This window comes from Acinetobacter marinus (genome assembly GCF_900096915.1).
Classification (GTDB): Bacteria; Pseudomonadota; Gammaproteobacteria; order Pseudomonadales; family Moraxellaceae; genus Acinetobacter; species Acinetobacter marinus.
On record NZ_FMYK01000001.1, the window covers coordinates 525,131 to 545,594 of the forward strand.

At 42.6% G+C, this 20,464-nt stretch carries 19 protein-coding genes; 10 read left to right on the forward strand and 9 right to left on the reverse strand.

All coding sequences use genetic code 11. The annotated features are described in order from the left end of the window. Window positions 1–98 precede the first annotated feature (98 nt). Window positions 99–302 carry a KTSC domain-containing protein gene (locus BLQ60_RS02345; protein WP_092616031.1) on the reverse strand — a complete coding sequence of 68 codons (204 nt, stop codon included), beginning with the start codon at window positions 300–302 and terminating at the stop codon, window positions 99–101. 306 nt (window positions 303–608) lie between these two features. Here BLQ60_RS02345 and BLQ60_RS02350 point away from each other — a divergent pair, with 306 nt between their 5' ends. Then, on the forward strand, window positions 609–989 hold the full coding sequence (locus BLQ60_RS02350) for a carboxymuconolactone decarboxylase family protein (RefSeq protein WP_092615393.1): 381 nt from the start codon (window positions 609–611) through the stop codon (window positions 987–989). 78 nt (window positions 990–1,067) lie between these two features. Here the strand turns inward: BLQ60_RS02350 and BLQ60_RS02355 are convergent, their stop codons facing one another. Further along, window positions 1,068–3,326, reverse strand: coding sequence for a bifunctional prephenate dehydrogenase/3-phosphoshikimate 1-carboxyvinyltransferase (locus BLQ60_RS02355; RefSeq protein ID WP_092616034.1), 2,259 nt, complete (start codon window positions 3,324–3,326; stop codon window positions 1,068–1,070). Between the two features lie 26 nt (window positions 3,327–3,352). Then, window positions 3,353–4,489, reverse strand: coding sequence for a prephenate dehydratase (gene pheA / locus BLQ60_RS02360; RefSeq protein ID WP_092615396.1), 1,137 nt, complete (start codon window positions 4,487–4,489; stop codon window positions 3,353–3,355). Between the two features lie 215 nt (window positions 4,490–4,704). Here pheA and BLQ60_RS02365 point away from each other — a divergent pair, with 215 nt between their 5' ends. After that, window positions 4,705–6,375 carry an FMN-binding glutamate synthase family protein gene (locus tag BLQ60_RS02365; RefSeq protein WP_092615399.1) on the forward strand — a complete coding sequence of 557 codons (1,671 nt, stop codon included), beginning with the start codon at window positions 4,705–4,707 and terminating at the stop codon, window positions 6,373–6,375. 147 nt (window positions 6,376–6,522) lie between these two features. Here the strand turns inward: BLQ60_RS02365 and carO are convergent, their stop codons facing one another. Continuing rightward, the gene (gene carO / locus BLQ60_RS02370) at window positions 6,523–7,215 is read right to left on the reverse strand and encodes an ornithine uptake porin CarO (RefSeq protein WP_092615402.1); all 693 of its coding nucleotides are present in this window, start codon (window positions 7,213–7,215) and stop codon (window positions 6,523–6,525) included. Between the two features lie 241 nt (window positions 7,216–7,456). On the opposite strand from carO, the gene dapD reads away from it, so the two are divergent. Further along, the gene (gene dapD / locus BLQ60_RS02375) at window positions 7,457–8,278 is read left to right on the forward strand and encodes a 2,3,4,5-tetrahydropyridine-2,6-dicarboxylate N-succinyltransferase (RefSeq protein WP_092615405.1); all 822 of its coding nucleotides are present in this window, start codon (window positions 7,457–7,459) and stop codon (window positions 8,276–8,278) included. A gap of 99 nt (window positions 8,279–8,377) precedes the next feature. Here dapD and BLQ60_RS02380 read toward each other — a convergent pair whose 3' ends face one another. Next, a complete protein-coding gene (locus BLQ60_RS02380) occupies window positions 8,378–9,193 on the reverse strand; it encodes an alpha/beta fold hydrolase (RefSeq protein ID WP_092615408.1) in 816 nt (271 codons plus the stop codon). A 549-nt stretch (window positions 9,194–9,742) separates the two neighbouring features. Between BLQ60_RS02380 and BLQ60_RS02385 the strand changes: the two genes are divergently transcribed. Further along, complete coding sequence (locus BLQ60_RS02385; RefSeq protein WP_092615411.1) at window positions 9,743–10,054, forward strand: ArsR/SmtB family transcription factor; 312 nt, start codon at window positions 9,743–9,745, stop codon at window positions 10,052–10,054. A 40-nt stretch (window positions 10,055–10,094) separates the two neighbouring features. Here BLQ60_RS02385 and BLQ60_RS02390 read toward each other — a convergent pair whose 3' ends face one another. Genes BLQ60_RS02390 through BLQ60_RS02400 form a run of 3 tightly spaced genes read right to left on the reverse strand, consistent with a single transcriptional unit; the run spans window position 10,095 to window position 13,089 of the window. Beyond that, complete coding sequence (locus BLQ60_RS02390; protein WP_092615414.1) at window positions 10,095–10,694, reverse strand: uracil-DNA glycosylase family protein; 600 nt, start codon at window positions 10,692–10,694, stop codon at window positions 10,095–10,097. 28 nt (window positions 10,695–10,722) lie between these two features. Beyond that, complete coding sequence (locus BLQ60_RS02395; protein WP_092615417.1) at window positions 10,723–11,328, reverse strand: DNA-3-methyladenine glycosylase I; 606 nt, start codon at window positions 11,326–11,328, stop codon at window positions 10,723–10,725. 21 nt (window positions 11,329–11,349) lie between these two features. Next, complete coding sequence (locus BLQ60_RS02400) at window positions 11,350–13,089, reverse strand: M61 family metallopeptidase (protein ID WP_092615420.1); 1,740 nt, start codon at window positions 13,087–13,089, stop codon at window positions 11,350–11,352. A gap of 152 nt (window positions 13,090–13,241) precedes the next feature. On the opposite strand from BLQ60_RS02400, the gene BLQ60_RS02405 reads away from it, so the two are divergent. From BLQ60_RS02405 to BLQ60_RS02430, 6 genes are all read left to right on the forward strand, one after another. Continuing rightward, window positions 13,242–14,234, forward strand: a complete 993-nt coding sequence (locus BLQ60_RS02405) for a DnaJ C-terminal domain-containing protein (protein ID WP_092615423.1) — start codon at window positions 13,242–13,244, stop codon at window positions 14,232–14,234. A 44-nt stretch (window positions 14,235–14,278) separates the two neighbouring features. Then, window positions 14,279–14,602, forward strand: a complete 324-nt coding sequence (locus tag BLQ60_RS02410; RefSeq protein ID WP_092615426.1) for a chaperone modulator CbpM — start codon at window positions 14,279–14,281, stop codon at window positions 14,600–14,602. Between the two features lie 213 nt (window positions 14,603–14,815). Then, the gene (locus BLQ60_RS02415; protein WP_143005165.1) at window positions 14,816–16,252 is read left to right on the forward strand and encodes a D-alanyl-D-alanine carboxypeptidase family protein; all 1,437 of its coding nucleotides are present in this window, start codon (window positions 14,816–14,818) and stop codon (window positions 16,250–16,252) included. A 197-nt stretch (window positions 16,253–16,449) separates the two neighbouring features. Beyond that, complete coding sequence (locus BLQ60_RS02420) at window positions 16,450–17,730, forward strand: NAD(P)/FAD-dependent oxidoreductase (RefSeq protein WP_092615429.1); 1,281 nt, start codon at window positions 16,450–16,452, stop codon at window positions 17,728–17,730. 162 nt (window positions 17,731–17,892) lie between these two features. Next, the gene (locus BLQ60_RS02425; protein WP_092615432.1) at window positions 17,893–18,381 is read left to right on the forward strand and encodes an FKBP-type peptidyl-prolyl cis-trans isomerase; all 489 of its coding nucleotides are present in this window, start codon (window positions 17,893–17,895) and stop codon (window positions 18,379–18,381) included. 242 nt (window positions 18,382–18,623) lie between these two features. Beyond that, complete coding sequence (locus tag BLQ60_RS02430; RefSeq protein WP_092615435.1) at window positions 18,624–19,055, forward strand: CBS domain-containing protein; 432 nt, start codon at window positions 18,624–18,626, stop codon at window positions 19,053–19,055. A gap of 54 nt (window positions 19,056–19,109) precedes the next feature. On the opposite strand, the gene BLQ60_RS02435 is transcribed toward BLQ60_RS02430, so the two are convergent. Next, complete coding sequence (locus tag BLQ60_RS02435) at window positions 19,110–20,210, reverse strand: beta-ketoacyl-ACP synthase III (protein WP_092615438.1); 1,101 nt, start codon at window positions 20,208–20,210, stop codon at window positions 19,110–19,112. Window positions 20,211–20,464 lie beyond the last annotated feature (254 nt).

A 20,464-nucleotide genomic window follows, 5' to 3' on the forward strand; every position in this document is an offset into this window, starting at 1 on the left:
TATCCTGATCATCTTGATAGTAATAATGCAATAGCCTGAATTAATCAGGCTATTTTTTCGCTTAAATTATCATTTTAAACACTTCGATTAAAGTGAATTTAAAGTAGAGAAATTTTCTGAAACTGCAGGTCATATTCCAAATATTTCTGCACAAAAGCCATTTTATTTTCACAGCGTTGCATATTTTGATGAATAAATTCAGGCACGCTGGTATAAATCGCCCCAGAACCGTCACTATAAATCAACTTCAAACTTCGAGACCAAAAGTCATACTTCATCAAAATCACCTGTAGCTCTGTCATAAGCACCTCACTAAAATGAATATCAATGATTATTCCTTTGGAAAAATCATCATGATGAATCAACGAATTGATAACTGAATCTGGCAACGCATCTCCTTTAATGTGAAAATTTTCATATAGCTATTCGCTTAACTACCTAAGCCCCTAAATAAATAGCATATTTCATGCCATGTGTGCAGTGATGATTTCTGCCAAGTTTATTAAAAATCCTGATAACGTCTTATTTTCGTAGATCATTTCTGTCTTTTTGGGAAATGACCTAGATCAGCGTATAATCGTGACACTGCCAACTATTTATTGAAAATTATGTCAAAACAAGATTACGAAAATGGGCTGAAAGTGCGCACTGAAGTGATGGGTGAGCATTTCGTCAAACGTGCTCAAGACAATACTGTGCCGTTCACCGAACCACTGCAAGACTGGATCAATGAACATGCGTGGGGATCGACTTGGCAACGTGAAGGCGTATTGCCACGTAAATATCGTTCGCTCATTACCATTGCCTTTTTAGTTGCACAAAAAGCACCTAATGAGCTTAAAGGGCATATCCGTGGTGCATTGAATAATGGTGCAAGCGTTGAGGAAATCCAAGAAGTGCTGTTACATAGCTTGCCGTATTGTGGTGCACCGACGACACAGGAAGCCTTTCGTGCTGCTTTGGAAGTGTTAGCGGAATATCAGAAATAAACTTTTTAAATTTTAGTCATAAAGAAAACCGCAACTCACCTTGAACTGCGGTTTTCTTTTCACTCATTCTTTAAGACATTAGACATCAGACTGCTGAATCAACATCCCTGCTTTTTGCGCAAGCTCAGTAAAGGTTGGAAAACTGGTTGCTACCGTTTCTGTCCCATGAATCACAATCGGCTCGGCACAGCGTAAGCCCGCAATACTAAAGCTCATGGCAATGCGATGATCATGATGCGACTCGATTTGACCACCTGTAAAGATTGGCGACCACTCGCCTGATTTGCCTTTACCTTGAATGATGATGCCATCGTCGGTTGGCTGACATTGGATACCCAGTGCGATTAATCCGTCTGCCATCACTTGGATACGATCAGACTCTTTGACACGAAGCTCCGCAGCACCTGTCAATATTGTTTCGCCCTCTGCACATGCAGCAGCAATGAATAACGCAGGAAACTCATCAATCGCCAGTGGCACTTGATCTTCAGGCATATGAATGCCTTTTAAGGTTTTGCCACCACGGATATGAATATCTGCGATCGGCTCACCGCCTGCGATGCGTTCATTCAAGACACTGATTTCTGCGCCCATTTGCTTGAGGATTTCAATCACACCTGTACGCGTTGGGTTAATCCCAACAGCTTGTAAAGTCAGATCGGCATTTTGGCTAATCGCCGCACCGACCATAAAGAACGCTGCACTGGAGATATCCGAAGGCACTTGAATATTTGTCCCAACTAATTTTCCGCCACCTTGCAAGGTGATTTGATTGCCCTCTGTCTTGACTTCATAGCCAAATGCACGAAGCATACGCTCAGTATGATCACGTGTCGGTTCAGGCTCAACCACAGAAGTTTCACCCTCAGCCCAAAGCCCTGCCAATAAAATACCAGATTTGACCTGTGCCGAAGCCATCGGCAAATTATAATGAATGCCTTTTAAGCCTTGTGCGCCTGTGATGCTGACTGGCGGTGTGCCTTTTTCACCTGTAGTTTGGATTTTTGCACCCATCGCACGCAGTGGTTTTGCGATACGCTCCATCGGACGTTTGGAAAGTGACGCATCACCAGTCATCACTGTATCAAAGGCTTGTGCGGACAACATCCCTGAAAGCAAACGCATACTGGTGCCTGAGTTGCCCATATATAACGCACTTGCAGGCTTTTTCAGACCGTGCATGCCGACACCATGAATGGTGACTTCACCATTTTTAGGCCCTTCGATCGACACGCCCATATCACGGAAGGCTTGCAAGGTCGCCAACGCATCTTCACCTTCTAAAAAACCTGTGACATGGGTTGTACCTTCTGCGATTGCGCCGAACATGATCGAGCGATGCGACACCGACTTATCACCCGGCACTGAAAATTGCCCCGAGAATTGTTGGCTTCCCGGTGAAATGGTAAATTGTTGCGTCACAGCGTTGTTCTCCATCAAAGGTATATTGGCGAGCATATGGTTAAAATGTTGGCGCGCGGCTTTGGCATGACCAAGCATACCCATCAGCGCATGAGAATCTTCGGATTCAATGACCTGTTTAAAGCGTTGTAATTGATCTTCAAAACCTGCAACCGCACTCAAAATCGCCTGTTTATTGGCAAAAAAAATGTCGTGCCACATCTGCGGATCACTGGCTGCGATGCGAGAAAAATCTCGAAAGCCACCCGCCGCATAACGAAAAATATCTAAATTATCTTGGCGATTGGCAAGTTGCTCGACCAAATTAAACGCCATCAAATGCGGTAAATGACTGGTATGTGCAAGCACTTCATCATGCTGTGCCACATCCATACAAATCACTTCGGCTTGTGCTGTTTGCCAAAGTTGAATCAGTTTTTGTACAGCGATCGGATCGCTTGATGAGAGTGGCGTCAAAATCACTTTATGATTGGCAAAAAGATCAATTTTCCCTGCATGCACGCCACTGTGTTCACTGCCTGCGATCGGATGACCCGGCACAAAACCTTTGGGTAAGTTTTCCCCAAAGACATTTTGAGCGGCTTGTACCACATTACCTTTGGTACTCCCCACATCGGTAATAATTGCATCAGCACGTAAGTATGGTTTGATTTGTGCCAAAGCGGTTTCTGTGGCTTGTACAGGTAAAGCCAGCACGATTAGATCAGCGTCTTGCACTGCTTCATTTGCCGAACGAAACCCTTGATCAATCAAACCAAGCTGTTTGGCATCAGCTAAAGTCTTTTCAGAGCGAGTCGAAGCAACGACTTCACCAGCCAAGTGATGTGCTTTGATGACACGAGCAAGGCTTGAACCGATTAAACCGAGTCCAATAAAAACGACTTTTTCAAATAATGGCGTGTTATTGGCACTCATATTTGAAGTGAAAACTTGGTCAGTCATTACAACACTGCCAAAGGATATGAGCCAAGTACACGAAGCTCTTTGACATGTGGACGAATTTCTTCAATCGCCTCACGCACACCTTCATCTTCGATATGTCCTTTGAGATCAATAAAGAACACATAGGTCCATTTCTCAGGCAATGACGGACGGGTTTCGATACTGGTCATGGTCAGATTATGTTTAGCAATCGGCGCAAGTATCTCGATCAACGCCCCTGCCTTATCATGCGCGGCAATCAGCAACGAAGTCTTATCGTGACCGCTACGTGACGATTTTTCACGACCGATGACCAAGAAGCGAGTGGTATTGTCAGGATTATCTTCGATATTGGCATGCAAAATTTCTAAATCATAAATTTGCGCTGCGACATCGCCTGCAATCGCTGCAGAATGCCATTCATTACGAATACGGCGAGCCGCTTCAGCATTTGAATTCAGTGCAATGCGTTCTACACCCGGATAATTCACATCGAGCCATTTACGGCATTGTGCCAAGGCTTGCTGATGCGCATAAATCTGTTTGATGCTGTCTTTGCGGGTATTGTGCGAAATTAAGAATTGGTGATGAATTGGCAATTCAACTTCACCGATGACATGTAGCTTCGAGGCTTTAAAACAATCGAGTGTATGGTTGACGATACCTTCTGATGAATTCTCAACTGGCACTACGCCATAATGCGCTGAGCCTGACTCCACTTCACGGAATACTTCTTCAATGGTAGTAATTGGACGGGTAATCGCATCTTGCCCAAAATGCTTGATCGCCGCCGCTTGAGTATAGGTGCCTTCTGGTCCTAAAAAGGCAATCGACTGCGGCGCTTCTAGTGCAAGACATGCCGACATGATTTCACGGAACAAGCGTGCAACAGTTTCATTCGACAATGGCCCTTGATTGCGTGCCATAACATTACGAAGCACTTGCGCCTCACGCTCTGGGCGATAAAACACTGGATTTTCATCTTGAGAAAATTTGGCTTTGGCAACGGTTTCAGCAAGTTTGGCACGTTGATTGATCAGAAAATGTATTTGCTCATCGACAGAATCAATCTGCTGGCGAATATCTTGTAGGTTCAAACCTTGACTATTTTGCTGTTCTTTATGTTGCTGATCTTTATGTTGTGCTTCGTGTTGCATGTTGCCATTTTGCCTTTGCCAATTTTGCTCAAGTATACCTGATCATTGTCAAGCTGACAGCATACACAAGCGATTCACGTTATTTTTTGCTGAAATATTCAATGCAGTAAAACACCATCGAGCACGTGAAGTGTTAAACAAATCAACGCTTGAGATTTTTCTGACAATCCCGCACAGTGTCGAAAATAGCAAGCACTGCAAGGAATTTGATCAGAATGCAAAACCCAGCACAACAAGTTCGTAATAAATTACTCAATATGTATATTTCAAGGTATCTGCTCTGGTATTTCTGCATTGCTAGTAGCTTTTTTCTTGGCTATGTCATTTTGCTGGGTAAGCGGCATTATCCGAATTATTTCTTTGCCGACAGCGTACTCAATAGTTTATTTATCATTGCCATCCTATTGAGTTTTCTTGGTTTATACGATGTTTTACAACGTAGCCATAGTATTTTGCGCAACTATCCAATCATGGGGCATTTTCGCTTTATTTTTGAGTATTTTCGCCCTGAGATTCGTCAGTATTTTATTGAAGGTGATCGGGATGCGTTGCCATTTTCCAGAATGCAGCGCAACCTCGTCTATCAACGGGCAAAAAATCAAAATGCCGATAAACCGTTTGGCTCAATCATTGATGCCTATGAAGATGATTACCGCTTTATGGCGCACTCTCTTAGCCCAAAAGCACCTAGCGACCACAATACTTTTCGTATCACCATCGGTAATTCCCAATGCGCACAGCCCTATTCTGCTTCGATCATGAATATTTCAGCGATGAGCTTTGGGAGTTTGAGTGCCAATGCCATTCGAGCGCTCAATGCTGGTGCAAAATTAGGCAATTTTTACCATGACACAGGCGAAGGCAGTATCAGTCCCTATCATCTGGAAAATGGCGGTGATCTGGTTTGGCAGATTGCTAGTGGCTATTTTGGCTGTCGAACTGCAGAAGGTAAATTTGATCCTGAAAAATTCAAGCATCAAGCCAAACTGCCACAAGTGAAAATGATCGAAATTAAACTGTCGCAAGGTGCAAAGCCAGGTCACGGCGGAATTTTACCAAAACATAAAATCAGTGAAGAAATTTCGCAAATCCGCGGCGTGCCACGAGATCGGGACTGCGTTTCACCGCCTGCGCATTCTGCCTTTCATACCCCACTTGAGCTGATGGATTTTATTCAGCAACTTCGCACATTGTCGCATGGCAAACCTGTAGGGATTAAGCTCTGCATTGGTCAGCCGTGGCAATTTATGGGCATCGTCAAAGCCATGCTCGAAAAACAGATTTTTCCTGATTTTATCGTTGTGGATGGTAGCGAGGGTGGTACGGGTGCTGCGCCGATTGAGTTTAGTGATCATATCGGTACGCCGCTACGTGAAGGCTTATTGTTTGTACACAATACCCTTGTTGGCGCAGGTATTCGTGACCGCATCAAAATCGGTGCAAGTGGCAAAATTATCAGTGCCTTTGATATTGCCAGCACTTTTGCACTTGGTGCAGATTGGGTGAACTGCGCTCGTGGCTTCATGTTTGCTGTGGGTTGTATACAGGCGCAGAGCTGTCACACCAACCAATGTCCTGTCGGTATCGCCACACAAGATAAGCAACGCCAATCTGCGCTCAATGTCGATCTAAAATCAACCCGTGTCGCCAACTTTCATCACAACACTTTGCATGCGCTTGCTGAGATGATTGCAGCAGTCGGTTTGGAACATCCAAGAGATATTGAAGCACATCATTTGGTTCAACGTGTCAATCACAATGAAATCAAAAACTTTGCACAAATTTATTTCTTCTTACAGTCAAATGCTTTGCTTCAAGCCAATTTAGATGATGAAGAGAACTTTTATTATCGTATCTGGAATATGGCAACTGCCGAGCGATTTTAAAGCGCCATGTGTTTGATATTTTTGGTGTGGAGCTGTGCTGTGGACTTTTAAAGCTACAGCACAAACCAAAATTGATTTTATGAGCACAAAAAAACGAGCCGAAGCTCGTTTTTTTATTTTGATCATGCTACAAGGTAGCAATCTCAATTAGAAGCGGTAAGTTACACCCAATTTCGCAACTGGTAACCACTCATATTTGTCATCGTTACGCACATTATCGATGTGGTCACGAACTGCTTCGATATCTTCCCAATCGCCGCCAGTTGCACGAACATTAGATACAGTTGGGTTACCTGTGTAGTATGCACCAACTTCACCGAATACACCCCAACGGTTAGTAATCGCAGGAGAGAAACCTAAACCTAGGTACGGTGCAATTTTGCTATCGTAGTCTAAGTCATATTGTAAGCTAGTTAAACCAGTGTCTTCACCTTCTAGGCGGATTTGACCACCGTCTTCACGTGCAGTCAATTCATATTGTTGATCGATATAACCAACACCAGCCGCTACATAGAACCAGTTTGCCCAAGGACGAATCTCAGCATTCAAATATGCCAAGTTGTTGTCCATATCAACGTCATAGTTTACGTCATCAACTTCAACGTCATCAGACCAAGAGATGTCGCCACCGTTATAACCAAGTGTTACGCCAACGTATGGGTTCGGGCTCCAAGAGATCGCACCGCCGTAACCAGTCGTACCAACTTCAGCACGCACAGCAGCAGGCTTAAAGGTAGAGAATGTAGCTACACCGTCTTCAGTCACTACTTTTTCATCCGCAAATGCGAAAGTAGCAGAACCAGCCAATGCAGTTACAGCTAGGATTTTTAACATTTTCATTTTCGACTCCTCAAATACTCAAACGAAAAGGGTTGTTTGAAATTGTGTTCATTTTCACAAATTAGTTACATTATTGGAAGGGGTTTTCTGTTTGGTTTTGTAATCTTTTGAAACATTTATTTTAATATTATGTATGTCTTGTAATTATTTCCCACGCTTACTTTTAGACTATGCCATTTTTATGCCTTGGTGTACACTATTGCCCATCTTATTTTGTGTCCATTTATTTAGGGAAATCGCCATGTCGCAACTTGCCAGCATTATTGAACAAGCCTTTGAAGATCGTGCCAACTTATCAAGCACAGACTGCCCTGCAGAAATTCGTGAAGCCGTTGAGCAAGCGCTTGCAGGTCTGGACAATGGGAGCTTGCGCGTTGCTGAAAAGCAAAATGGTGAATGGGTTGTCAATCAATGGCTAAAAAAAGCGGTATTGCTTTCTTTTAAACTCAATGACAACAAACCGATCGAATCTTGCGATTTGCGTTTCTATGACAAAGTTGACACCAAGTTTAAAGGCTGGACCAATGAGCAGTTCCAACAAGCTGGTGTGCGTGTCGTGCCGCCTGCTGTGGCACGTAAAGGTTCTTTCCAAGCTAAGAATGTGGTGTTGATGCCATCGTATGTCAACATCGGTGCTTATGTGGATGAAGGCACGATGGTTGATACTTGGGCAACTGTCGGCTCATGTGCGCAAATCGGTAAAAATGTACATTTATCAGGTGGCGTAGGCATTGGTGGTGTACTTGAACCATTACAAGCCAATCCAACCATCATCGAAGACAACTGCTTCATCGGCGCACGTTCTGAGATTGTTGAAGGTGTAATCGTTGAAGAAGGTTCAGTGATTTCAATGGGTGTTTATATCGGTCAATCGACTCGTATCTATGACCGTGAAACTGGCGAAATCCATTATGGTCGTGTCCCTGCAGGTTCAGTGGTTGTGTCTGGTAGCTTGCCGTCAAAATGCGGAACATATAGCTTATATGCAGCAATCATTGTGAAGAAAGTCGATGCACAAACTCGTGCCAAGACCAGTTTGAATGATTTATTACGTGCTGAGTAATTCATTACTCACAAATGCATGATTAAAATGTGAATAAATTTTCGAATACGAAAAAGCCAGCGAATTTGCTGGCTTTTTTATGCTTGAGTAAAACAAAACTTAAATTAACTGATTTTCATCTAACCATGATCGAATAGTATTGATCGTGATCGGCATAAACTCGCCCATCGCATACATATGATCAGAACCTTCAAAAACACACAGTGTCGAGTTTTTATAACGCTTTGCAGTTTCTTTAGAAATATTGGCATTGACGATCTTGTCATCTGTTCCTGTAATCACCAATACAGGACTTTGAATCTTATCGGTATCAACTTTGGCGGCTTTTTTGCTGTCCATATACCAAAAACCCATTTCAAAATACACACGCCCAGATTCAGGCACAAGCTGTGCAAAGGTCTCATCCACATCATCTTGGGTTTGATTATTCATGACATATTTGCGAAATTTTTCTTTATCCGCATATAAGGTTTTGTTCCAAAATCCCCATTTCATATAATGCTTATAAAATACCGCCAAAGTGTCTGAATACATGGCAAAAATGCCTGCCATCGGTGCTGTACCAAGCAGAATGACGCCTTTATGTTTGTCAGGATGTCGTGCAGCAAGCAACTGCGCCAACAAACCACCTAAGGAGTGTCCCAAAATAATCGGCGGTGTATCTAACGAGAGAAGCAATTCACTGAGATCGTCGACAAACTCTGTCAGACTAACATTACCAACTTTTTTTGCCACCTCATCATATGGCAGACCATGATAACGTAAGTTTGGTGTAAGCACTTGCAACCCTAATGCTTCAAGCGCAGGAACAAAGTCTCCCCAAATACTGGATGTGCACCACGTCCCAGGAATCAGAATAATCGGTTGTTTTGCTGATGTTGGCGAAGTGGTTTGGATTGTTGTGTCATTAACCATTTATTTATTCCCTATTTCATTGTTGTGCATTGTGTGCAGTAGACACCTGTATAAGTTGTAACACATTCATGATGATCTGATAAAGTTGAATTTAATCTGCACTAAATCGTTCATCTCAACTCTTGATCTGCATAAAAAAAACTAAAACCTACTGGCGGATGAAAACCTGTATAAAAAAGATGCATGTTGTAACTAAATCCACCAATTGCAACAATTTATTTACAAGAAGCACACCAAGCAAAACCATATACCAGCTTATTTCCCCGCAATTTCACGATTTAATATTAATGTAAGCATATTATGCGGATCGATACTATTGCCTCGTCACTTCGTTATGTGTAATTGCTAATAAATCAAACGGTAATGAATCAAACGGTAATGAATCAATTGTCATGAAAACCTTCGTAACGATTCACACTAGTGATTTATTCAAGTAGCGGTTTATTCGTAACGATTTAAAGTATCGCCCCATATCCTCAAAAATGCTCGTGCTTTCATGAAAATAACGCATGTATTTTCACCCAATCAACTAAGGAATTTGAAACTTTGATGGCTGATATAGATTTTGACATTACAGACCAAGATATTGAAGTGGTAACCAATCAACTCAAAGTGTTATCCAATCCTGATCGTTTAAAAATTTTACGCCACCTTTTGGATGGCGAAGTCAATGTACAAACCATTGAAAAATTAACAGAGATTCACCAACCTACGCTTTCGCAACAACTGACTGTATTGCGTAAATCAGAAATGGTCAGCACTCGTCGTGATGGTAAGCAGATTTTTTATCAAATCGCTGATCCAAAAGTCTTGGTATTGATGCAAACGTTCCATGATTTATATTGTGAAGAGCCTGCGTAAAGCGCTTCCTTCACTACTCGTTCTTGATTTACAACTTAATTTACAATATGCCAACTTGCTGAAAAAACTGGCGATAATGCGCAACTTTTTGATCAAATGCCAACGGATATGCCCTCGATGTCGAGGGTAATCGATACAACGTCAATTCCCGCCGTACATTTTCAACATCTATACTTGCAACACTTGATTGAGCGATAGTCGGTGCGATTGTCATCTCAGGAAACTGTGTTAATAAGGTCGATGTGGCTTTCTCCCCTGTCGTCAGGATATGCCCACACTGTGGAATCTGTTGCAATAATTTTGCTAAATCCGTTGCTTGTACGATCTGTAGAAACTTATCAGAAGCATTATTTTTCTGCCTGATCACTTGATAGGCTGTATCGAAAATCGCAATGCCCTTTCCATTCAAAAAATCTTTCAGCAACTGCTCTTTGAATCCTTTATTTTCTACATCAATGAAATAGTCTTTGTCATCAAAAAACACCGCACCAACAATTCGCCACATATCATTTTGAAAATTTGGATAATAAAAATCCATTTTCCAACGGATTTTCGGTGGCGGAAAGCTACCCAACATCAGTAGCTTAGCATTACTTGGTAGAAAGGGTTCGAGCGGATGTGTTTCGATTTGGTCAGTCATGTTTTGATGATCTTATCGTTTTACAATCTTATGGCTTTACAAATGCACGGCGAGCTTCTGCGACTTTGGCACGGCTGTGACATCCTTCAACATGATCATTAACCAAGCCCATCGCCTGCATCAGCGCATACATAGTGGTTGCACCAACAAACTTCCAACCACGTTTTTTCAAATCTTTGGACAACGCAATGGATTCATTACTGATACTTTGACTTTGTGGTGATATTGCACGGTCAAGTTTGACTTCGTATTGCCAAAAATAACTTGCCAATGAGCCAAATTCATCAATGATCGCTTGCACCTGCTTGGCATTATTGATCGTCGCTTCGATTTTACCTCGATGCCGAATGATGCCTGCATTTTGAAGTAATCTTTCCACATCCTGTTCGGTAAATTTCGCCACTTGCTGATAATCAAAATTGCAAAACGCCTGACGGAAGTTTTCACGTTTCAGCAAAATGGTACGCCAACTGAGTCCAGACTGAAAACTCTCCAAACAGACTTTCTCAAATAGCCTGCGATCATCTGCCACAGGAAAGCCCCATTCCTCATCATGATATGCCAAAAATTCAGGCACTTGGCTGCACCATTTACAACGTGGCAAGCCATCTTCGGCGGTATACACTTCAGTCATGGGCTATTCCTATAATTCAGATCAAGAATGATTCAACAACCACGCATCCGCTTTGTTTTGATCGTTGATTTTTAACTCCACTTGCGCCAATGGATAATCCTGCGCAATCAGCTCAAACGTCATCAACTCATCACGACGGAAAGCATGGCATTGCATTACTTCACCTGATTTAGCTTTTGCCGACCACACTTTTGCTGTAGCTTTGATGTCATCAATCGCAATCACCACATCCTGCGCAGACAAGCCTGCTTTGGCACAGCTCGAATCACGCAAAACTTGTTGCAGTAATAATCCTTCAGGTTTTTCTTGCACTTTTGCACCAAACGGTAAAGTTTTACTGTCTTTGCTATTCTCATCTATTGTTTGTAGATCGACACCAAACTGCGCCAACACTTCTTGTAGAGGTAATTCCTCGGTACTATTAATTAAAAAACCCAAACGATCTGACCAGTCTTGCCCTGTCAGCGTTTTACACAATTCAAAAATGGTTCGCTCATTGACTTGATTACTCGCTAAGTTGCGATCTTGTTGAGTTTTGGCGTACAAAGCACGCATTAACTCATCCAGACTAGATCCATGACTGCGCAGACCCAAATCTAAGCACAGTGCCACCAATGCGCCTTTGTTGTAGTAGCTTGTGCCTGCATTATTTGTATTTTCATCCTGACGATAAAACTTAATCCACGCATCAAAGCTCGACTCACTCACCGATTGAATTTTGCGACCTGGATTTTGTAGATAACGGTTGATTTGCTCAGTGAGTAATTTCAGATAATCCACTTGCGAAATCACACCGCTACGCAGCAAAATCAAGTCATCATAATAAGAAGTAAATCCTTCAAATACCCATAATAGCGAGGTGTAGCCTTCTTGATGCAGATCAGGATTGATATAGTTGTCAGGACGGATAAATTTCACCAACCATGAGTGAAAATATTCATGGCTACATAAACCCAAATAACGCTGATAATCTTTGCTTGGTTGTTCCGCTTCATCAGCTTTCGGCAAATCATCCCGTGGGCAAATTAGACTGGTACTTTCGCAATGCTCCAAACCACCGTATAAGTTACCTGTCGCCATAGTGAGAAAGGTGTAATGCTGAAATGGCGCAGAACCGAACATATCTATTTCAGTTTGACAGATTTTCGCCACATCATTTTTTAAGCGTTCAAGATTGGCAGAATGTTTTCCTGAAATGACAAAATCGTGATGAATCCCACCCGCTTCAAATGCAAAACGGTCTTGAATCGCAAGCTCAAACGGACTATCAATCAATTGCGCATAATCTTTGGCTTTTAAGGTATAACGCCCTTTGACCAGCGACTTAGACGGCAATGCCCCTGCGTAGGTAAAGTGTTGCAATGATTCAGGAACAAATAATTCGAGTTCATGCGGTGCATGCTCTTGATCAGTCAATCCTAAGCATACCGTCGTTGGATTGACATAGAGCCGTGTTTGATCGACATAACTGCCACGCACCGACAAATCATAGGCGTAGACTTTGTATTCCACCGTGATCAACTCATGATCGGTGTTGAACAGTTGCCATTTATTTTTATGCGTTTTTGAAATTTTGAGCAGACGACCATCTTCATCATAAGCATTGACCGACTCGATATGTTTGGAAAATTCACGGACTAAATAACTACCTGGAATCCACGTCGGTAGCCAAAGCTGTTGCTGTGGATTGGCAAGGAAGCGAATAGTGACATGGATTAAATGTTGTGAAAAATCATCAAACTCAAGTTGGTAGTGGATCATTTTTGCCCTATCCTTCTGTGTAAGCGGTCAGTTTAACACTGGCTTGCGTGTTTGCATGTAGAAATTCTTTTTCTCTGCAAATTTTGCTTTAAAAATAAGCAAGCATCCCCATATATTGCAGCAACAGATAATAATTTAAGAGAACCCTATAGATGACAGAAAACTACTATCAAGCCCTCGGTGTAGAGCGCTCTGCGACTGCGGATGAGATCAAAAAAAGCTATCGCAAACTCGCTCGTAAATACCATCCTGATGTTAGTAAAGAAGCCGATGCCGAAGCAAAAATGCAAGCGATTAATGTCGCTTACGACACGTTGAGTAATGCTGAAAAACGAGCTGAATATGACTTTATGCTCGACAACCCACAAGGCTTTGGTGGTGCAGGTCAAAACGGCTTTGGTCAAAACGCTTATTCAGACTTCGCAGGAGCGAATGGCTTTCGTGGTGCGGACGGTCAGTCCTATTATTATGATTTTAATGGCAATGATAGTTTTGGCGGTGGCGCGGAGCAATTTTCAGGCTTCGAAGATATTTTTGGTCGCTTTGGTGCAGGCTTTGGTGGCGGTCGTCGTCAGCAAACAAATTTTCAAGGTGAAGATCAGCATGCCAAGATCGAAGTACCTTTAGAGGTTGCTTATACTGGTTCAACACAACAAATCAGCTTGCAGATTCAAGGCTTTAATGCACAAGGTCAACCTGAAATTCAGCGCAAAACCTTAAATGTCAAAATTCCAAAAGGCATGAAAGAAGGTCAACAAATCCGCCTCTCTGGTCAAGGGCAAGCTGGCGTCAATGGTGGAAAAAATGGCGACCTCTATATCGAGATCACTTACCAAGAAGACCAGCGCCAATATGTTGAAGGTGCGGATGTGTATAGCACGGTAGATATTGCGCCGTGGGAAGCTGTGCTCGGTGAAAAAGTTGAAGTGAATACTCCTGCTGGACGGATTCAAATCGGTATTCCCAAAGATGCTCGAAATGGACAAAAGCTCCGTTTAAAAGATAAAGGTATTCCCTATACGCAAGGTGCAGGTCATCTGTATTTGATTTTAAATATCGTGGTTCCAGAAGCCAATACCGATGCACAGCGTCAGGCTTATCAAGCCTTTGCCGAAGCCTTTAAAGACTTCCAGCCGAGAGCTTAAAGTAATTTAATTTGAAAAATAAATAACATTTTCTGAGGTGAAACATGGCGAATATCCGCATACGCAATATCCAAATCACAGAAGCCTGTGACAGTGAAATTATCGAACAAGAGCAAGCCTTGAGCTTTCATCAGTTTGTGCAGGCTTGCGGTCAAAACGACGGTTGGGTTTTGGCACTGTTTGAACACGACATTCTACAATCGGTCAATACCAGCCCACGACAGCATCGTTATCTTGGCGAAGACTTGCTTCGAGCACGACGAGCCTATCGTTTGCAACGTGATTTTGATGCCAGTTTGACGGCGGTGGCGTTGATGCTGGACTTGATTGACGAGGTACATTATTTACGCAAGCGTGTCGCAGATTGAACGCCTTGTTGTGCTGCACAGACAAGTTGCAGAAATAAACAACTATCGCATTGCAATTGATAGCCATTCACGAACATTTGCTAGCGCTGTATTAAAAAAAGGTCTAGCATTGGGCGCATTATTTTTGTGCTTAAATTCTTTGGAATACTCGTGGCGACAACGGCTTTAGACACCCAATCAACTTCTCATCATATACAAACTAGGCACATTTCATTGTTATTTCCAAAAAAACAAAGCACACAGCGCATCACTCGCAAAAATCAATATTTTGCAAAACTATTACAAGGTACAACGCTCGCCTGTTTGTCAGTATTTTCTCAGCTCAGCTGGGCCGATATTCTCAGTATTCATCCTGAATCGGTACAAGCACAGGCGTGGATGATCTATGATCCACAGTCTGATCAAATCATTGCACAGCATAATGCCGACACTCCTCGAGCACCAGCGTCACTGACCAAAATGATGGTGGGCTATTTGACGCTCAAAGCGATTGAAGATGGAAAAATCCAGCTTCAACAGCAAGTGACCGTACCTGAAATCGTGACTTCAGTGCAGTGGGATGAATCTCAAATGAAGATTCAACCAAGTCAACAGCTCACTGTACAAGAGCTACTTGCTGGTTTGGTGATTATGTCAGCCAATGATGCGGCACTGACCTTAGCCAGTTTAGTCGCTGGCGATGTGCCACAGTTTATTACGCTGATGAATCAAACTGCACAGCAGCTTGGTATGAAGCACACGCATTTTAGTAATCCGTCGGGCATTACTATGCAAGATCATTTTTCTTCTGCGCATGATATGGCATTGCTCTCCACAGCGATCGTCACCGATACGCCTGAATATTTAAGCTATTCTAAACAACCTGAATTTCGCTACAAAGACATTCACCATCACGCCACCAATACGCTATTAAAGATCGATCCAAGTGTCGATGGTTTGAAAACTGGCTATACCCATGCTGCTGGCTACAATCTGGCGTTGACAGCGCATCGCACAGACATCAATACGGGATTAGATCGTCGATTGGTGGTGGTCGTGATGGGCACACCATCTAAACAAGCACGTGCCGATGAAGCCTATAAGCTGCTCAATGCAGCGTTCAGCTATACCCAGACTCGTACTTTAAATACCAAAATCATCTCCAAAGCCAATTTGGATATTGATCGGATCATTGCCGACATTCCTGTCAAGAATGGTCGAGTGACCACATATCAAGTAAAAATGCCTGCCAGCAATGCACATACTTTAAGTCTGCTTGAACAACCAGCGATTCAATTGGATATGCGGAATTTCGACAATGCATCATCACGTTTTCATATCGACCAAGCGCTGATTGATCAACTGCAACTGACCCATCTCGGAACAGATCCCACGGGACAACGTACTTTAGAACCATTAAGCAAGCCCACCCAATTCAACTATCAAGTGCAGTTATTACAATCCCATCTCAATGCACCAATTTCACACCAAGCTGTGGCATTGGCAAATATTGAAGTGAAGCAATTTGGGCAAACCATTCATGAAATTCCTGTCACCGAAGAGGTTGAGCTACAAGAAGCGACATGGTGGCAAAAATTTCTGGTGTGGTTCGAAGGCTTATTTACTGCATGGCAGGTCGATGTACCCAAAGCCACCACCTATCCATTTTGATGTTTTATTTTCAGGCACTAGACCAGCAAATTGATAAATTCTGATGATTTTTTAATGGCTTAACTTGGAAAAGTTGACCTGAAACCGAAGAAATACTGACCAATCAGTAAATGACAAACACCTCATTTCATGCCATGATCGAGAAAATTTAAAATTGACTAAATCTCTCGGAATTACTTTTCTTTGGAAATCTCACCATGGCTGAAAAACATCGTATCGTCATTGTTGGCGGTGGCGCAGGCGGTTTAGAGCTTGCAACACAACTCGGACAACGCATTGCTCGCAAGAAACATATTCAAATCACCCTTGTCGATGCCAATCTCACCCACATCTGGAAACCACTATTACATGAGGTGGCTGCTGGCACTTTAAATGCATCCAATGAAGAAGTGAATTATTTTGCCCATGCCAAAAAAAATCACTACAAATTCCAGCTTGGTTATTTGCAATCTGTAGATCGTGACCGCAAGGAAATTGTACTTGCACCACTGACTCAAGGCGAAATGAAACTAGCAGATGAACGTCGCATTAGCTATGACACGTTGGTCATTGCGATTGGCTCGACCTCGAATGATTTTGGCACGACGGGTGCCAAAGAATATTGCCATTTTCTGGATAATCGTGCACAAGCAGATGCCTTCCAACGGGATTTGCTCAATTTATATTTGCAAGCACATGCAATGCCACGTGAGAAACCACTCAATATTACCATCATCGGCGCTGGTGCAACGGGTGTAGAACTGGCAGCAGAACTACATCAGGCGGCGCAAGATTTTCATCGTTATGGTTTGGATGGAATTGACCCGAATAAAGTCAAAATCAACGTGATTGAAGCGGCTGATCGTATCCTCCCTGCACTCTCAGAAAAAGTGGCAGATGGCGCACTGAAACAATTGCAAAAATACGGCATCCAAGTACTCACCAAACATCGTGTTGAAAAGATCGATGCCGAGCATGTCTATTGTCAAGATGGTGTGCTGTTCGATGCTAATCTGAAAGTCTGGGCAGCGGGGATTAAAGCGCCAACTGTCACCCAAAACTTTGGCGTGAGTCTGGATCGTATCGGGCGTATTAAAGTCTATGCAACTTTACAAAGCATTGATGATTCAAGTATTTTTGCATTTGGTGATTGTGCACATTGTCAACCGCTTGCCAACAAACCCGTCCTTGCGCCACGTGCCCAAGTCGCTAGTCAACAAGCAGCGTTTCTCGTTGATGCAATCATTGCCAAAGTCCGTGGTCGTCAATTACCGATGTTCCAATTTAGTGACAAAGGCTCATTGGTATCGCTCACACAAAATACCGCCGTTGGCGAATTGCTTGGTAACATTCATGTCGAAGGCATGCTTGCCAAAACCATGTATCACTCATTGTATCGTGTCCATCAAGCCGCACTGTATGGCTACACCAAAGCTGGTTTACTCACAGCACGGGATTTCTTTGGCAAAGGCACAGCGCCTTTAGTGAAATTACACTAAGTCGAAGGTCACGAAATGATTTGTTAAAAGCATCAAACGATTTTGGTGCTTTTTTACACTTTCTTGCACAAATCATGCTTTTTTATGTAATTTTCTTCGCCTTTTTTTCGATGAGGCTTTAAAATATTGAGCTTTACAACTTAACAAGCGGATAGACCGACAATGACAGCAATTGCAAATGACCACGTAGTAAAATTCAGCTACACACTAACCAATGGTGAAGGTCAAGTTCTTGATCAATCAGACGCTGCCCATCCTCTTGCTTATCTTCATGGCGCTGGCAATATCATCCCAGGTCTTGAAAATGCACTAACTGGGAAAAGTGCTGGGGAAAAACTCGTTGTGAACGTACCTGCAGCAGAAGGTTACGGTGAATATGTAGCAGAGATGGTACAAGAAGTACCACGTGAAATGTTCCAAGGTGTTGAAAACATTGAGCCTGGTATGCAATTCCAAGCACAAACACAAGACGGTGGCGTACAGTTTGTCGTGGTGAAATCTGTTGAAGATGAGGTTGTGATCATCGATGGCAACCACCCACTTGCTGGTCAAGACTTAACTTTTGACGTAGAAATCGTAGAAGTACGTGCAGCGACTCAAGAAGAACTTGATCACGGTCACGTACACGGTGAAGGTGGTCACCACCACTAAGCCTGAACAAAGGATAAGACGGAAATATCTTATTCTTTGTATCTATGAAAATTTGTATCAAGAAGAAGTGAGCCATTGTGCTCACTTTTTTTGTTTGTCTAAAACCATTGTGTTCATTAAAAGACCATTCCATATGTGTTTGTTACTTTCCGAAATAAATTGACCGTAAAATTTACTTTTCAAGCCTGAATTTATGCGCTATAGCTAAGACTTAGCTTAGCCATTATGAGGGAATGCACGTTATGCTTACCGTAGAACACATCTTACAAGGTAAAAACGAACAAATTACATATACCATTACCCCTGAAGCGACCGTGCTCGAAGCGATTGGGCTGATGGCTGATAAAGGCATTGGTGCGCTGATCGTCACCGATGGTGAACGTGTTGTCGGAATTTTCTCTGAACGGGATTATGCGCGTAAAGTCGCATTGATGGATCGCAACTCACACGAAACCAGTGTGGCGGACATTATGACCAGCAAAGTACTGACAGTTGAACGACGTAATACTGTGCAAGAATGCTTGAATTTAATGACCGAACGACACCTGCGTCATTTACCTGTAGTAGAAAATGAAGCGCTCATCGGTTTGGTATCAATCGGCGACTTGGTCAAAGGCATTATTCAAGATCAGCAAACATTGATTGAGCAATTGCAAAATTATATTGCCAGCTAACCGTTTTTTTCTTGAAGCAAACAGTATTAAATCAATCGTGTAATGTTTTGCGCATTACACTTTCCTTAAAATAATTGATCCCATCGCATAGCCTGCGCCAAATGAGCTCATCACGGCATACTCGCCCGCTGCGACTTGTTCAGCACTTTCATTCATTGCAATGATCACACCCGCCGATGAGGTATTGGCATATTGATCAAGAACCATTGGCATCCGCTCTGGATCAACGGTCTTCCCTGCAATCATCTTTAAAATCAGACTATTCATATTGATATTGGCTTGATGCATCCAAAAGCGTTTCACTTGATCAGCTTGAATAGCATTGCGCTCCAATTGCTTGGCGATACGATCAGCAACCATCGGCACCACATCCTTAAAGACTTTACGCCCATCTTGTCTAAAGACACGATCATCACGCACAGCATTTTCACTAGGATTTAAAAAGCCAAAGTTATTACGAATGTTATTGGAATAAATCGTTTCTAAATAACAATCAATCACTTCAAAACCGCTTTTTTCAGCATTATTTTCGATAATGGTCGCCGCAGCCGCATCACCAAAAATAAAATGGCTGTCACGTGAACTAAAATCCACCTGCCCTGTCATCACTTCGACATTCACCATCAGCACGGCTTTTGAGCCACTTTTCAGCGCATCCACCGCATGTTTTAAGGCAAATGTTGCAGACGCACAGGCGACATTCATATCAAATGCATAACCTTGAATCCCCAGCGCATCTTGAATCTCGATGGCGATGGCTGGATAAGCACGTTGAATGCTGAGACTGGCAAAGATCACCACATCAATCTGATCAGCAGAAATATTGGCATTTTGCATGGCTTGCTTGGCAGCAGCAACGCCCATTTCGGCTTGGATAGAGATCTCATCATTCTCACGTTCAGTCAGCACGGGCATGAGACGATCGATATCTAAAATACCCGACTTTTCCACCACATAGCGAGATTGAATGCCTGATGCTTTTTCAATAAATTCGGCAGTTGACGGCAACAGTTCTTTTTTCAGACCTTGTTCAATTTCAGTTGAAAATTGTTGATTGTAGCGCTCAACATAAGTATTCAGGCTGTCGACTAATTCACGATTACTGATTTGATCCTTGGGCGTATAGACACCTGTCCCTGTGATACGAATACTCATGAATGTTCCTGTCATACTTAAATTGCGAGTCGATATTGTGACATAGCCAGAAATAAATACGGATGACGAAAAAGCTCTTTCATAGCGTGCAAATATATACACAAATGTGCAAAATGTTTGATTTTTTCTTTGCCATAATTGTTGAATAAATTATTTTAATTATATATATCAGTTAGATACAATTAATTCAAACCATTTTAATTGGCATTTTTGATCGAAGCCTATTGATGTTTCACTCCAGAAATTCTCAGCAT

Bases quoted from the DNA above. Each gene is read 5' to 3' on its own strand.
- BLQ60_RS02355 (WP_092616034.1), bottom strand. From the start codon at position 3,326: ATGAGTGCCAATAACACGCCATTATTTGAAAAAGTCGTTTTTATTGGA.
- carO (WP_092615402.1), bottom strand. From the start codon at position 7,215: ATGAAAATGTTAAAAATCCTAGCTGTAACTGCATTGGCTGGTTCTGCT.
- BLQ60_RS02425 (WP_092615432.1), top strand. From the start codon at position 17,893: ATGACAGCAATTGCAAATGACCACGTAGTAAAATTCAGCTACACACTA.
- BLQ60_RS02410 (WP_092615426.1), top strand. From the start codon at position 14,279: ATGGCGAATATCCGCATACGCAATATCCAAATCACAGAAGCCTGTGAC.
- BLQ60_RS02430 (WP_092615435.1), top strand. From the start codon at position 18,624: ATGCTTACCGTAGAACACATCTTACAAGGTAAAAACGAACAAATTACA.
- BLQ60_RS02350 (WP_092615393.1), top strand. From the start codon at position 609: ATGTCAAAACAAGATTACGAAAATGGGCTGAAAGTGCGCACTGAAGTG.
- BLQ60_RS02435 (WP_092615438.1), bottom strand. From the start codon at position 20,210: ATGAGTATTCGTATCACAGGGACAGGTGTCTATACGCCCAAGGATCAA.
- BLQ60_RS02345 (WP_092616031.1), bottom strand. From the start codon at position 302: ATGACAGAGCTACAGGTGATTTTGATGAAGTATGACTTTTGGTCTCGA.
- BLQ60_RS02380 (WP_092615408.1), bottom strand. From the start codon at position 9,193: ATGGTTAATGACACAACAATCCAAACCACTTCGCCAACATCAGCAAAA.
- BLQ60_RS02390 (WP_092615414.1), bottom strand. From the start codon at position 10,694: ATGACTGACCAAATCGAAACACATCCGCTCGAACCCTTTCTACCAAGT.
- BLQ60_RS02365 (WP_092615399.1), top strand. From the start codon at position 4,705: ATGCAAAACCCAGCACAACAAGTTCGTAATAAATTACTCAATATGTAT.
- BLQ60_RS02405 (WP_092615423.1), top strand. From the start codon at position 13,242: ATGACAGAAAACTACTATCAAGCCCTCGGTGTAGAGCGCTCTGCGACT.
- pheA (WP_092615396.1), bottom strand. From the start codon at position 4,489: ATGCAACACGAAGCACAACATAAAGATCAGCAACATAAAGAACAGCAA.
- BLQ60_RS02385 (WP_092615411.1), top strand. From the start codon at position 9,743: ATGGCTGATATAGATTTTGACATTACAGACCAAGATATTGAAGTGGTA.
- dapD (WP_092615405.1), top strand. From the start codon at position 7,457: ATGTCGCAACTTGCCAGCATTATTGAACAAGCCTTTGAAGATCGTGCC.
- BLQ60_RS02400 (WP_092615420.1), bottom strand. From the start codon at position 13,089: ATGATCCACTACCAACTTGAGTTTGATGATTTTTCACAACATTTAATC.
- BLQ60_RS02420 (WP_092615429.1), top strand. From the start codon at position 16,450: ATGGCTGAAAAACATCGTATCGTCATTGTTGGCGGTGGCGCAGGCGGT.
- BLQ60_RS02395 (WP_092615417.1), bottom strand. From the start codon at position 11,328: ATGACTGAAGTGTATACCGCCGAAGATGGCTTGCCACGTTGTAAATGG.